Source organism: Verrucosispora sp. CNZ293, from assembly GCF_002754655.1.
This window is the reverse complement of sequence record NZ_PEFR01000001.1, coordinates 5,963,018-5,976,378: the sequence shown is the minus strand read 5'-3', so window position 1 is coordinate 5,976,378 and position 13,361 is coordinate 5,963,018. Positions and strand designations below refer to the sequence as shown.

Here is a 13,361-nt window from a genome sequence, read left to right as displayed (position 1 = left end):
AGCCTCGGCCCGCACAGTTGCCACTGTCACCCCTGCCCAGCCACCCTGGTGGGGCGAAGGTCAGAAGCGTGCGGGCTCGCGGTAAACGCCCCATTCGGCGCGCAGCGCGTCGCAGATCTCGCCGAGGGTCGCCTCCGCCCGGACAGCGTCGAGCATCGCCGGGATCATGTTCTCCCCGGTGCGGCTCACCGCCACCATCGCCGCCACCGCGTCACGCACCCGGGCCTCGTCCCGAGCGCGCTTGCGTTCGGCGAGCATCCGGCGCTGCTCCAGCTCCACCTCGTGCGAGATCCGCAGGATCTCCAGCTCCTTGGCGACCGTGCCGGTGTGGCAGTTGACTCCGACGATCTTCTTCTCGCCCTTCTCCAACGCCTGCTGGTAGGCGAAGGCGGCCTCGGCGATCTGCCCGGTGAACCAGCCGTCCTCGATGCCGCGCAGGATGCCGGAGGTCATCGGCCCGATCGCGTGCGGGCCCTCGCCGCCCAGCGCCCGGATCCGGGCGAAGATCTCCTCCGCCTCGGCCTCGATCCGGTCGGTGAGCGCCTCGACGTACCACGAGCCGCCCAGCGGGTCGGCCACGTTCGTCACCCCGATCTCCTCCATCAGCACCTGCTGGGTACGCAGGGCGATCTCGGCGGACTCGTCGGTGGGCAGGGCGAGGGTCTCGTCCAAGGCGTTCGTGTGCAGCGAGTTGGTGCCACCGAGCACCGCGGCGAGCGCCTCGACGGCGGTACGTACCACGTTGTTCACCGGTTGCTGCGCGGTCAGCGACACGCCGGCGGTCTGCGTGTGGAACCGCAGCCAGAGCGCCTTCTCGCTGGTGGCGCCGTAGACGTCGCGCAGCCAGCGGGCCCAGATCCGACGGGCGGCCCGGAACTTGGCGATCTCCTCGAAGAAGTCGACGTGCGAGTCGAAGAAGAAGCTCAGCCCGGGGGCGAAGACGTTGACGTCGAGTCCGCGCGACAGGCCCAGCTCGACGTAGCCGAAGCCGTCGGCGAGGGTGTACGCCAGTTCCTGCGCGGCGGTGGAGCCGGCCTCACGGATGTGGTATCCGGAAACCGACAGCGGCTTGTAACGCGGGATCTCAGCGGCGCAGTACTCCATCAGGTCGCCGATCAGACGCAGGTGCGGCTCCGGGTCGAACAGCCACTCCTTCTGCGCGATGTACTCCTTGAAGATGTCGGTCTGCAGGGTCCCGTCGAGGCTCGACAGGTCGGCGCCCTGCCGCTCGGCGGCGACCAGGTACATGCAGAAGACCGGCACCGCCGGGCCGGAGATGGTCATGCTCGTGGTGACCCCGGCCAGGTCGATGCCGTCGAAGAGCACCTCCATGTCGGCCGCGCTGTCCACCGCCACCCCGCAGTGGCCCACCTCGCCGAGCGACTGCGGGTCGTCGGAGTCGCGCCCCATCAGCGTGGGCATGTCGAAGGCGACCGAGAGGCCACCACCACCGGCGCCCAGGATCATCTTGTAGCGCTCGTTCGTCTGCCGCGCGTTGCCGAACCCGGCGAACTGGCGGATGGTCCAGGTCCGCCCCCGGTAGCCGGTCGGGTAGAGGCCACGCGTGTAGGGGAACTCCCCCGGCCAGCCGATCCGCTCGAAGCCCGGGTACGCCGCGCCCTCCGGCGGGCCGTAGACCGGCTCGACAGGCATCCCGGAGAGCGTGGTGAAGTCGGCGTCCCGCTTGCGCGCGGAGTCGTAGCGGGCCTGCCAGCGGGCCCGCCCGGCCGCGATGTCGTCGGCGTTCATCCCCGGGCTCCTCCTTGAGTCCTCGACTGCACGTCGAGTGTAGAGCCCTTACCTGAACGATCGATAAGGTAGTTCGTACCGACCGGTAACCTGAGCTGCGTGAACTCAGGCGGGGGGACCGTCGATGGCCACGTCGTCCACCCGGATGTTGATCTCGTCGACCCGCAGTCCGTACGCCTCGACCGTCCGGGTCACCTCGACCCGCACCGCCGTGGTCACCTGGGGCACCGGATGCCCGGCCTCGGTCACGATCACCAGGTTGATCACGGCACCGCCGTTCGTCACGTGCGCCGAGCACCCCCGACGCGCGTCGCCGACCTGGTCGAGACCCACCCGGTCCAGCACGGCGTTGAAGAACCGGGCGATGTCGCCACCCAACTCGACCACGCCGGGCACGGCCTTCGCCGCGGCCACCGCGATCTTCTCGACCACCTCGTCCGAGATCTGCGTACTACCACCCGCCACGGCGTCCGGCGTCATCGGCAACTCCTGCGTCATCTCGTGGTCCATGCGTCCCCCAGCAGCCGTCGCAGCGCACGCGCGACCGCGCGGCGGTGCGAGCCTAACCGTCCCCGGCGCTCCGCAGTGGACGCGGTCACCCGGAGAGCTGGGCGAGCAACGCCTCGGCTGCGGCGTACGGATCGGTCGTACCGGCCGCCACCTCGGCGGCGAGCGCCGGCAGGTGCGTACCGTCGCGCAGCGAGCCGATCCGGGCGCGCAGCACGCCGAGCGCGATCGCCTCGACCTCGGCGGCGGCCCGCGCCTCCCGCCGACGCCGCAGCTCGTCGTGCTCGACCAGCCAGGCACGGTGCTTGTCGATGGCGGCGGCGATGTCGTCGATGCCCTCGGCGCGGGCGGCGATCGCCCGCACCACCTGCGGACGCCACTGGCCCGGCCCACGCTCACCCAGGGCGATCATGCCCTGGATGTCCCGGACGGTGGCGTCGGCGCCGTCCCGGTCGGCCTTGTTGACCACGAAGACGTCGGCGATCTCCAGGATGCCGGCCTTCACCGCCTGGATCGCGTCGCCCATCCCGGGCGCGAGCAGCACGAGCGTGGTGTCGGCGAGCGAGGCCACCTCCACCTCGGCCTGCCCGACGCCGACGGTCTCGACAAGCACCACGTCGCAGCCGGCACCCTCCAGCACCCGCACCGCCTGCGGGGTGGCCGCCGACAACCCACCGAGATGCCCCCGGCTGGACATCGAGCGGATGTAGACGCCCGGGTCGGTGGCATGGTCCTGCATCCGCACCCGGTCACCGAGGATCGCGCCACCGGTGAACGGGCTGGACGGGTCGATGGCCAGTACGCCGACCCGGTGACCCCGGTTCCGCAACGCCCGGACCAACTCGTTCGTGGTGGTGGACTTGCCCACCCCCGGCGAGCCGGTCAGGCCGACCACCTGGGCCTGCCCGCCGTACGGGGCGAGCGCCGCGGCGATGGCGGGGACCGTCTCGTCGCCCGACTCGACAAGAGTGATCAGCCGGGCGACCGCGCGGGGGTCACCGTCGCGGGCCCGCTCGACAAGCATCGGAACGTCCCGGCTGCGACGCACCGAACCGGTGGCCGCCGCCGGGACGCGGGTGTTCGACTCGCTCACAGATCGGTTTCGGTCGGGTCCGGAACGTGGATGACCAGCGCGTCGCCCTGGCCACCGCCGCCGCAGAGCGCCGCCGCTCCGGTGCCGCCGCCCCGCCGCTTGAGTTCCAGCGCGAGGGTGAGCACCAGCCGGGCACCGGACATGCCGATCGGGTGGCCGAGCGCGATCGCACCGCCGTTGACGTTCACCTTGTCAGGGCTGATCCCGAGGTCACGGGTGGACTGGATACCGACCTGGGCGAACGCCTCGTTGATCTCGATCAGGTCGAGGTCGGCGACGGTCAGCCCGCCCTTGCGCAGGGCGTGCTGGATGGCGTTGGAGGGCTGCGAGTGCAGGGAGTTGTCCGGCCCGGCCACGTTACCGTGCGCGCCGATCTCGGCCAGCCAGGTCAGGCCGAGTTCCTTCGCCTTCGCCTTGCTCATCACCACCACGGCCGCCGCGCCGTCGGAGATCGGCGAGGAACTGCCGGCGGTGATGGTGCCGTCGGCAGCGAACGCCGGACGGAGCTTGGCCAGCGTCTCGACGGTGGTGTCCGGCCGGATGCCCTCGTCCTCGCTGATCACCAGCGGGTCACCCTTGCGCTGCGGGATGACCACCGGAGTGATCTCCTCGGCGAAGTGGCCGTTCTTCTGCGCGGCGGCGGCGCGCTGGTGGCTGTTGGCCGCGAACTCGTCCTGCTCCTGGCGGGAGATGCCGCGGGTGCTGCCGTGCCGCTCGGTGGACTCCCCCATCGCGCAGCAGTCCCAGGCGTCGGTCAGCCCGTCGAGCGCCATGTGGTCCTTGAGCGTCACGTCGCCGTACTTGTAGCCGCCACGCTGGCCGAGCAGCAGGTGCGGGGCGTTCGTCATCGACTCCATGCCGCCGGCCACCACGATGTCGAACTCGCCGGCCCGGATCAGCTGGTCGGCCAGGGCGATCGCGTCGAGCCCGGACAGGCAGACCTTGTTGATGCTCAGGGCCGGTACGGACATCGGGATGCCCGCCTCGACGGCCGCCTGCCGGGCGGGAATCTGCCCGGCGCCGGCCTGGAGCACCTGACCCATGATCACGTACTGCACCTGGTCGGCCGCGACTCCCGCCCGTTCGAGCGCGGCGGCGATCGCGATGCCGCCGAGTTTCGTCGCCGGTAGGTCCTTGAGGTTGCCCAGCAGGCGCCCCATCGGGGTCCGCGCGCCACTGACGATCACCGAAGCCATACCTGCCTCCGAGGGGGTGCCGACCTGTACGCCTTAACGATTGTTCGGCCAGACTAACGTCATGCCTGAGAACTCCCCCGTCGAGCCCGCTGCCGACTATGTCACAGACATCGGACTGCGCCGCATCGACCATGTCGGGATCGCGGTGGCCGACCTCGACGCCGCCATCGACTTCTATCAGCGCACGTTCGGGATGCGCTGTGTCCACACGGAGACCAACACCGAGCAGGGTGTACGTGAGGCGATGCTGGCCGTCGGACCGGACACCGGGGGCGGCTGCGTGCAACTGCTCGCCCCGCTGACCCCCGAGTCGACGATCGCGAAGTTCCTGGACCGCAACGGCCCGGGCGTTCAGCAGGTGGCGTACACGGTGGCCGACATCGACGCGGCCTGCGCGGCGCTGCGCGAGCGGGGCGTACGGCTGCTCTATGCGGCTCCGAAGCGCGGCACTGCCGATTCGCGGATCAACTTCGTGCATCCCAAGGACGCTGGCGGCGTGCTTATCGAGCTGGTGCAGCCGGCCGCGGCCCACTGACCCGACCGCCGAGCACGGCGGGCCGACCCGAACCGAGCACGGAGGTGCGCGCTTGCCCGAGCGAGCATGCACCTCCGTGCAGCGGGCGATGCACTTTTTCACAGGAGGCTTCCGACCCTAGCTACCGTTCAGTAACCTCCGGCGTCACAGGTAGCCCGAGTCGCGGGATGTGGTGGCGGCCGACATGGTGACGGCCGCCGACCGGCGTCGACGATGGCAGCCCCAGGCCCGCCGCTGGCGCGGCGAGAACCGGAGGTCACCGTGCAGGACATCCTCGAAGCCATCATGGCGGCGGACGGGTCGGCCGACCCGGCGCGGGAGTTGGCCGGCGTCGCCGGACTGCCGGTACCGGAGAGCTACCGGGGTGTGGTGGTGCGGGCCGAAGAGACCCGCATGTTCGATGGCCTGGCCACCCGGGACAAGGACCCCCGCAAGGCGCTGCACCTCCAGGAGGTGCCGACGCCCGAACTCGGCCCGGGCGAGGCGCTCGTCGCGGTGATGGCCAGCGCCATCAACTACAACACCGTCTGGACGAGCATCTTCGAGCCGCTCTCCACGTTCACGTTCCTCAAGCGGTACGGCCGCACCTCCGAGCTGGCCCGTCGGCACGACCTGCCGTACCACGTGGTCGGTTCGGACGCGGCGGGGGTGGTGCTCCGGGTCGGTGCCGGGGTGAGCCGTTGGCGCCCGGGCGACGAGGTGGTGGCCCACTGCCTGTCGGTCGAGTTGGAGGACGCGGCCGGACACGACGACACGATGCTCGACCCGCAGCAGCGGATCTGGGGGTTCGAGACCAACTTCGGTGGCCTGGCCGAGCTGGCCGTGGTCAAGGCCAACCAGCTGATGCCCAAGCCGGCGCACCTGAGCTGGGAGGAGGCGGCCAGCCCCGGGCTGGTCAACTCGACCGCGTACCGCCAGCTGGTGTCGCACCACGGCGCGAACATGAAGCAGGGCGACGTGGTGCTGATCTGGGGTGCCTCGGGCGGTCTGGGCGGCTACGCCACCCAGATGGCCCTCAACGGTGGTGCCATCCCGGTCTGCGTCGTCTCCTCGCCGGAGAAGGCGGAGCTGTGTCGACGGATGGGCGCCGAGCTGGTCATCGACCGCTCCGCCGAGGGCTTCCGGTTCTGGTCGGACGAGCAGACCCAGGATCCGGACGAGTGGCGCCGCTTCGGCGAGCGGATCCGGGAGCTCACCGGCGGCGAGGACCCGGACATCGTCTTCGAGCATCCCGGCCGGGAGACCTTCGGTGCCAGCGTCTACGTCGCCAAGCGCGGTGGCACCGTCGTCACCTGCGCCTCCACAAGTGGCTTCCTGCACCAGTACGACAACCGCTACCTCTGGATGCACCTCAAGCGCATCGTGGGCAGCCACTTCGCCAACTACCGGGAGGCGTGGGAGGCCAACCGGCTGGTCGCGCTGGGCAGGATCCACCCCACGGTGTCGCGGACGTACGCCCTGGAGCAGACCGGCCAGGCCGCTTACGAGGTGCACCGCAACGCCCACCAGGGCAAGGTCGGCGTCCGCTGTCTGGCCCCTGAGGACGGACTCGGCGTACGCGACCCCGAGCTGCGCGCGCGCCACGCCGAGGCCATCAACCGGTTCCGCGGGCGTTGACCTGACGGCGGAGGTCCCGATGGCCATTCGGTGATCGCCGATTGGCTTTCCACACGGGCCACCCGACGCCCATTCGTGCGATCGGACGACGCGGGAAAAAAGGGCCGTGCGCCATCGCGCCACGGCCCTTTTCCACGTCACGCTCCGTGCCATCCGGCTCGCCCCGGAGCTGGCAAGATCGCGTGTCGCCCCCGTGGTCGACCCCGGCCCAGAGTTGACCATGTAATACGGACGGCAAAGGGTGCCACGCTCTTGCGAAGCACCCCGGGGAGTCTGCCAGTATGTCCCAATGCCCCAGCAGCAGTCCTCCCCTCTCGCGTTCTTCGATAACGCGAACTCGCAGCCAGATTTCACGGTTGGCCTGCGCGGATACAACACCGGTCAGGTCGACGACTTCATCGGCCGGCTGAACGCCGCGCTGAGCCAGGCCAACAAGGACCGCGCCGACGCCGAGCAGGCGCTCAACGACGCGCAGCGCCGGCTCCGGCAGTCCGAGCAGCGACTCACTGCCCTTGAGCAGAAGCTCACCGACACCAGCAAGCAGCTGGAGGAGAACAGCCGGCCCACGTTGTCCGGCCTCGGCACCCGGGTCGAGCAGATCCTCCGGCTCGCTGAGGAGCAGGCCAACGACCACCGCAACGAGGCCAAGCGCGAGTCGGAGGGGATTCTCTCCGCCGCCCGCCTCGAAGCGCGGGAGATCACCGACAAGGCGCGGGCCGAGGCGGCGGCCATGAAGGCGACCGCCGAGCGGGAGGCGGGCAACGTCCGCACCGCCGCCGAGCGCGAGGCCGCCGAGGTGCGCGTCCAGGCCCGGCGCGAGGCCGACACGCTGCGCGCCGACGCGGATCGGGAGACCAAGCAGCTGCGTACGGTGACCGCCCACGAGGTCGCCGAGCTGAAGTCCACCGTGGAACGCGAAGTGGCCACCCTGCGTGCCACCGCCGAGCGCGAGATCACCCAGCAGCGGGCCAAGGCCGCCCGCGAGGCTGAGGAGAAGCGCGCCGAGGCGACGAAGCTGCTCACCGACGCCCGCGACAAGCGCGACAAGGACCTTCAGGCTCTGGAGCTGCAATTGGCGGAGCGGCGCGAGAAGGCCGAGCGCGAGGAGTCGGAGCGGCACGCCGCCCAGGTCGCGCAGACCCAGAAGCTGGTGAACGAGGCCGAGCAGCGGGCCCGGGCCGCGCAGGATCGGGCCAAGGAGATCGAGCAGCGCGCCGAGGCCCGCCGGGTCGAGTCGGAGCGCACCGCCACCGAGACGGTGGAGAAGGCCAAGGCGCTGTCCGAGCGGACGCTGAGCGAGGCCCGCGCCGAGTCGCAGCGCCTGCTCAACGAGGCCCGCACCGAGGCCGAGCTGACCACCCAGGCGGCACGCCGCGAGGTCGAGGACCTCACCCGGCAGAAGGACGCCGTCACCTCGCAGCTCGGGCAGATGCTCTCCGGCCTGGCCGGCATCGTTCCGGGCGTACCCAACAACAACGCCGCCGCGGCCGGGGCCGACAAGCCGGCCGCCAAGAAGGCCGACGGGGCCGACGACAAGGTGGCCGCCGAAACCTCCAGCTGACCAGGTCCACCGGGGCATGATCCACGGCGCGGGGTGACATCGGGTGACCGGTGACACCCCGCGCCGCCCTGCGTCAGCGAAACCCCTCCCCGGGCCGTGAAGTAGCTCCCAACAGGGGCGTCCGTATCGCCCCAGGAGGGCCCGATGCGTGTGAGGATGGGAGCATGTCGCACGGCGAGGAACTGTTCGCGCTCGGCGGGGACGTGACCACGGAGCCCAGCTTCGAGTCCGCCCTGCGGGGTTACGAGAAACGGCAGGTTGACCGATACGTCTCTCGCGCGGAGCACGAGATCGCCGCGCTCGCCGCCGAACGGGAACAGGCTTACACCCAGATCCACAAGCTGGCCGGTCAGGTCGAGGTGCTGCAACGCGACCTCGCGCAGGTGCGTAAGCAGGTCGGCGTGGTCGACCGGGCCGCCTTCCGGCACCTCGGGCCGCGGGTGGAGCAGATCCTCACGCTGGCGGAGGAGCAGGCCGAGGACATTCTCTCCGCCGCCAACGAGGAGATCGAGGCCCGTCGGGCCGCCGCCGAGCACATCATCGAGGAGGCCCGGGTCGCGGCGGCGACGGCACTCAAGGACTTTGAGATCGCCCTGGCCGCTCGCCGGGCGGAGGAGGAGCGGCAGGCCGCGGCCCGCCGGGCGGAGTCGGAAGCCGCCGCGAAGTCCGCCAAGGAGGAGGCCGCCCAGCTGCGCAAGGCCGCCCAGGAGGCCCTGGCCCGGGCGCAGCAGGAGGCCACGCAGCTACGGGACGCGGCCAAGGAGATCCACAGCCGGGCCCAGCAGGAAGCCACAAAGCTCCGTGACGCGGCCCGTGCGGCGCTCGCCACCGCCCAGCAGGAAGCAACCCAGCTTCGCGACGCCGCCAAGGAGGTGCACGCGAAGTCCCAGCAGGAGGCGCGCCGGCTGGTCGACCAGGCCACCGAGGCCGGCCGGGCCACCCATGCCAAGGCCCAGCAGGAGGCCAAGCAGATCATCGACGACGCCGCCGAGGCCGGCCGGGCCGCCCGCAACAAGGCCCGCCAGGAGGCCGAGCGGCTGAGTACCCAGGCGACCGAGGCGGCGAAGCGCACCCGCGCCGAGACCGAGGCGTACGCCCAGCGGATGCGCAGCGAGACCGAGGCGTACGTGCAGCACTCCCGGGCGCAGGCGCAACAGGAGCTGGGGGCCTGGCGGGCCGGGGTGGAGAAGGAGGTCAACAGCCGACGCGAGGCAGCCGATCGGGAGCTGACCGAGCGCAAGGCGACCGCCGAACGCGAGTTCACCGCCCGCCGCGACGAGTTGGAGCAGCAGTACAAGACCCGCCACGCCGAGCTGGACGAGCGGATCCGCAGCCGCACCGCCGAGCTGGAGGCCGGGTTCGAGACCCGCCGGTCCCAGCTGGAGTCGGAGTACACCGCGCGGAAGAACGAGATCGAGCAGGGCGCCGACCAGATTCGCCAGGCCGCCGAGCAGGACGCCGCCACGGTGCGCGGGCGGGCCGAGGAGCAGGCAGGTGAGCTGCTGCGCCAGGCGGAGACCGAGTCCACCGCGAAGCGGCGCGAGGCCGACGAGTACGTCACAACCGTCCGGCGCGAGGCCGACGAGTACGCGGCCAGCACCCACCGCGAGGCCGACCAGTACGCCGACACCACCCGGCGCGAGGCCGACGAGCACGTCACCGCCGTGCGGCGCGAGGCCGACGAGCACGTCGCCGCCTCCCGCCGGCAGTTCGAGGAGTACGCGGCCACCACCCAGCAGCACCTCGCCACCACTCAGCAGCACCTCGCTGCCACGCAGCAGGAGGCGGCAGCCGGCCGGCAGCAGCTCGCCCAGGTGATGCTGGAGATCGCCAAGGCCCAGCAGCAACTCGCCGACCTGCGCCAGGAGACGTGGAAGTCCCGGCAGGAGTCCGACGAACTGGAGCGCAAACTGCTCGGCCTGCGGCTACAGGCCACAACTGCTCCCGACGGCTCAGCCGCACCCGCAGCTGCGCTCGCCGGCCCGTCCACGAACGGGGTTCGCCCCACCGGCACCTCACCGAACGGCGCTCAACCCGCCGCCGACAAACTGACAGTCACCCCGTCCGGCAGCGGTGCCAGCGACGGCCCGGCCGGTGACCGTCGGAGTGGAGACGATGCCGGGCCGGCGACGAAGCCGGTGGCCGAACCGGTCACCACTGTCGAAGACCCCTCGCCGAGCCGGCCGGCGGCCGAGCCGACAAGCGTCGACGGCGGCACCGCGAGCGAAGGGCTGGACGGCGAGCCGACGGTGGCAGCGGTTCCCGGCGAGGGCGGCCGAGGTGCCACCCCGACGAAGATCACCAGCACCGGCGAGAACGGCAAGCGCCCGACCAAACCGACAACCGACGAGCGCAGCGCCAAGCCCAGCAAGGTAACCTCCGACTGACGTCTGTCGGCATGGGCGCTCGGGTGGGCGCGCCCTGGCACCGGGTGCTGGTGGTGCCGACACTGTCGAGCTGAGAGCGCGGGCGCATCGCAGCCCGCACCCCCGCGATCTTGCAGTTGTGGTCGCGGAATACCGGGCGTTAATGGACGAATCAGCGACCACAACTGCATGATCGGCGAGTCGGTGGGGGCGGCGGGGTCTGGTACGGGCGAGGATGGCGTCGTGCATCAGGCCCACGAGGTAGATGGACGGGCTGGCCAGGTTGTGTTCGTACTCCGCCCTCAGCAGTAGTCGCGCCTCCCGCAGGGCCGGGGCTGCCCGTCAGTACGACAGCACCAGGTCGGCTGTAACGGGGTGTGTGGTGGTCGAGCCGGCACGGGCGGCGCGCGCGTTCGACACATCAAGCTCCGGCGAGGAGGGCTTCGGACACATCTGGTGTCACCGGAGCGACACCAGATGCACCCGGACCGGGTGGGGCCGCTCGCAGGCCGTCGAGGGACGCCGAGCGGGAAGGGCAGCCGTCCTGGTTCCTGCCCTGGCTGGACGCCGAACGCCAGGCCCGGCAGCTCCGGGTCTTCCAGCCGACGCTGGTCCCAGCGCTGCTCCAGACCGAGGGCTACGCCCGCGCGGTGATCCGCTGCGACGACCTGCTCAGCGACGAGGAGGTGAGCGGGTCGCCGCCCGGCTGGACCGGCAGGCCATCCTCGACCAGCCCGACCCGCCGCAGCTCATGGCGGTCGTCGACGAGGCCATCCTGCACCGGCGGGAGGAGCGTCTCGATGCGCTCATGGCGCACCAGATCGAGCACCTGATCGCCTGCGCCGAGCGCCCGAACGTCAGCGTCCACGTCGTCCCGCTCAGCGTCGGGCTGCACGTCGGCCTCTCGGGCTCGTTCTCGTTGGCCCGAGGTGTGGACGGTGGCTGGGTGGTGAGCCAGGAGACCCAACTGACCGCGTCACCGACAGACAACGAGCGAATCTGGCTACCCTGTTGGCGCGCTGGGAGACGGTGCGCAACGAGGCGCTGTGCTGCCAGCAGTCGATCGCACTCCTCAACGAGATGGTGAGGTCATGGCCCTGAACGGCGCGACCTGGCGCACCTCCACCCGCAGCGGCAACACCGACTGCGTGGAGGTGGCCGACAACCTGCCCGGCGTGGTGGCCGTCCGGGACAGCAAGGACCGGCAGGGTCCGGTGCTCGCGTTCACTGCGTCGACCTGGCGGTTCTTCGTCGACAAGGTCAAGCGACAATGATTCGCCGCACCGTCCCACGCTGAGCCACCCACGCCCTCAGCTCGACAGCGCGCCCGCACCACAACTCGGGTCGACACAGGCGGCTCGCCGGCCGGGGCAGGACGATCCGGCGGCACCGCCGGAACACCGACGGGAGACCGGATGGCACAGCACGAGCCCGAGCCGAGGCCGGCCGCGCCCGACCGGCACGAGCCGGAACAGCCCGGAGCAAGTCGAGGTGAGACGACGCAGGCCCAGGAGGCGACGCCGCCTGGCGCGGGGGCGGCAGGCTCCGACGGGGGTACGAAGAACACGGTGCCCGCCGGGGAGACCGCAACGGCCGCCGGGGAGACCGCAACGGCCGGTGAGGCGCAGCGTCCGGAGGGGACGGAGAGCAACCGCTTCGGCACCCCCGGGCGTCCGCTGAGGCGTAACAGTTTCCTTGTCGGATTCACCGGGGCACTCGGCGTGCTGCTCGCGTACGCGGTCTATCTGGGGGTGCGCAACGCCGCCGGGATCCTGGTCCTGGTGGTGATCGCGCTCTTCCTCGCGGTGGGCCTGCACCCGGTGGTGGTCCGCCTGCGGTCCTGGGGTTTTCCGCGCGGGCTGGCCGTGGCGGCGGTCGTGCTGATCGTGGTGGCGTTGCTCGCCGCCGGGGTGCTGGCGCTGGTGCCGCCGATCGTGACCCAGTCCGGGCAGTTCATCGAGCAGTTGCCGAGCTACCTGGAGTCGCTACGCCGCAACGAGACGGTGAACGACCTGGTCGAGCGGTTCGACCTGATGCGCCGCGCCCAGGAGGCGGCCAGCGCGGACGTGGTGGGCCGGGCGTTGGGCGGGGTGCTCGGCGGCGCCCAGCTGGTCTTCGGCACCGTCTTCCGGGTGCTGACCGTGCTGGTGCTGACCATCTACTTCCTGGTCTACTTCGATCGGCTCCGCGACCTCGCCTACGCGCTGGTGCCGCGCTCCCGTCGCCAGCGGGTGCAACTCATCGGTGACGAGATCCTGACCAAGGTCGGGGCGTACATGGTCGGCGCGCTCGCCATCGCGGTGCTGGCCGGCGCGAGCACCTTCGTGTTCGCGCTGATCGTCGGCCTGCCGTACCCGTTCGCGCTGGCGGTGGTCGTCGCGGTGACCGACCTCATCCCACAGATCGGTGCCACCCTCGGTGCCGTGATCGTCAGCCTGGTCGGCTTCGCCACCGACCTCTCGGTCGGCATCGCCTGCGTGGTCTTCTTCGTGATCTACCAGCAGATCGAGAACTACCTCATCTACCCGAAGATCATGCGGCGGTCCGTGCAGGTCAACGAGGTTGCCGCGCTTGTCGCCGCGCTGCTCGGGGTGTCGCTGGTGGGGGTGATCGGCGCGCTGATCGCCATCCCGACGGTGGCCGCCATCCAGCTCGTCCTCCGTGAGGTGATCCTCCCCCGCCAGGATGCCCGCTGACCTGCCGACCAGGGCATACCGGCACCGGCCTCAGGACCGGG

Annotated in this window: 10 protein-coding genes and 1 pseudogene; 7 read left to right on the top strand and 4 right to left on the bottom strand. The window is 71.0% G+C overall.

The window, feature by feature from the left end; translation table 11 throughout:
* Positions 1–60 precede the first annotated feature (60 nt).
* The 4 genes from icmA to CLT74_RS27240 form a co-directional block, all read right to left on the bottom strand.
* The gene (gene icmA, locus CLT74_RS27255; protein ID WP_099850162.1) at positions 61–1,749 is read right to left on the bottom strand and encodes a coenzyme B12-dependent isobutyryl-CoA mutase large subunit; all 1,689 of its coding nucleotides are present in this window, start codon (positions 1,747–1,749) and stop codon (positions 61–63) included.
* Between the two features lie 105 nt (positions 1,750–1,854).
* Positions 1,855–2,247 carry an Asp23/Gls24 family envelope stress response protein gene (locus tag CLT74_RS27250; RefSeq protein WP_486582596.1) on the bottom strand — a complete coding sequence of 131 codons (393 nt, stop codon included), beginning with the start codon at positions 2,245–2,247 and terminating at the stop codon, positions 1,855–1,857.
* A 97-nt stretch (positions 2,248–2,344) separates the two neighbouring features.
* Entirely contained in the window at positions 2,345–3,280 is a 936-nt protein-coding gene (meaB, locus tag CLT74_RS27245; protein WP_486582768.1) for a methylmalonyl Co-A mutase-associated GTPase MeaB, read from the bottom strand.
* Between the two features lie 65 nt (positions 3,281–3,345).
* Entirely contained in the window at positions 3,346–4,545 is a 1,200-nt protein-coding gene (locus CLT74_RS27240; RefSeq protein ID WP_099850157.1) for an acetyl-CoA C-acetyltransferase, read from the bottom strand.
* A gap of 61 nt (positions 4,546–4,606) precedes the next feature.
* Between CLT74_RS27240 and mce the strand changes: the two genes are divergently transcribed.
* The 7 genes and pseudogenes from mce to CLT74_RS27205 all read left to right on the top strand — a co-directional run bounded on the left by mce (position 4,607) and on the right by CLT74_RS27205 (position 13,320).
* The gene (mce, locus tag CLT74_RS27235) at positions 4,607–5,080 is read left to right on the top strand and encodes a methylmalonyl-CoA epimerase (RefSeq protein WP_099850155.1); all 474 of its coding nucleotides are present in this window, start codon (positions 4,607–4,609) and stop codon (positions 5,078–5,080) included.
* Positions 5,081–5,341: 261 nt separating this feature from the next.
* Positions 5,342–6,697 carry a crotonyl-CoA carboxylase/reductase gene (gene ccrA / locus CLT74_RS27230; RefSeq protein ID WP_099853054.1) on the top strand — a complete coding sequence of 452 codons (1,356 nt, stop codon included), beginning with the start codon at positions 5,342–5,344 and terminating at the stop codon, positions 6,695–6,697.
* A gap of 289 nt (positions 6,698–6,986) precedes the next feature.
* Complete coding sequence (locus CLT74_RS27225; RefSeq protein ID WP_099850152.1) at positions 6,987–8,258, top strand: DivIVA domain-containing protein; 1,272 nt, start codon at positions 6,987–6,989, stop codon at positions 8,256–8,258.
* Between the two features lie 164 nt (positions 8,259–8,422).
* Positions 8,423–10,645 carry a hypothetical protein gene (locus CLT74_RS27220; RefSeq protein ID WP_099850151.1) on the top strand — a complete coding sequence of 741 codons (2,223 nt, stop codon included), beginning with the start codon at positions 8,423–8,425 and terminating at the stop codon, positions 10,643–10,645.
* Positions 10,646–11,001: 356 nt separating this feature from the next.
* Positions 11,002–11,711: pseudogene (locus CLT74_RS31580) on the top strand (DUF5753 domain-containing protein).
* A gap of 4 nt (positions 11,712–11,715) precedes the next feature.
* Complete coding sequence (locus CLT74_RS27210; protein ID WP_099850149.1) at positions 11,716–11,898, top strand: DUF397 domain-containing protein; 183 nt, start codon at positions 11,716–11,718, stop codon at positions 11,896–11,898.
* 141 nt (positions 11,899–12,039) lie between these two features.
* A complete protein-coding gene (locus CLT74_RS27205; RefSeq protein ID WP_486582595.1) occupies positions 12,040–13,320 on the top strand; it encodes an AI-2E family transporter in 1,281 nt (426 codons plus the stop codon).
* Positions 13,321–13,361 lie beyond the last annotated feature (41 nt).

Bases quoted from the DNA above. Each gene is read 5' to 3' on its own strand.
- CLT74_RS27250 (WP_486582596.1), bottom strand. From the start codon at position 2,247: ATGACGCAGGAGTTGCCGATGACGCCGGACGCCGTGGCGGGTGGTAGT.
- CLT74_RS27220 (WP_099850151.1), top strand. From the start codon at position 8,423: ATGTCGCACGGCGAGGAACTGTTCGCGCTCGGCGGGGACGTGACCACG.
- CLT74_RS27205 (WP_486582595.1), top strand. From the start codon at position 12,040: ATGGCACAGCACGAGCCCGAGCCGAGGCCGGCCGCGCCCGACCGGCAC.
- CLT74_RS27210 (WP_099850149.1), top strand. From the start codon at position 11,716: ATGGCCCTGAACGGCGCGACCTGGCGCACCTCCACCCGCAGCGGCAAC.
- CLT74_RS27225 (WP_099850152.1), top strand. From the start codon at position 6,987: ATGCCCCAGCAGCAGTCCTCCCCTCTCGCGTTCTTCGATAACGCGAAC.
- CLT74_RS27240 (WP_099850157.1), bottom strand. From the start codon at position 4,545: ATGGCTTCGGTGATCGTCAGTGGCGCGCGGACCCCGATGGGGCGCCTG.
- icmA (WP_099850162.1), bottom strand. From the start codon at position 1,749: ATGAACGCCGACGACATCGCGGCCGGGCGGGCCCGCTGGCAGGCCCGC.
- mce (WP_099850155.1), top strand. From the start codon at position 4,607: ATGCCTGAGAACTCCCCCGTCGAGCCCGCTGCCGACTATGTCACAGAC.
- meaB (WP_486582768.1), bottom strand. From the start codon at position 3,280: ATGCTTGTCGAGCGGGCCCGCGACGGTGACCCCCGCGCGGTCGCCCGG.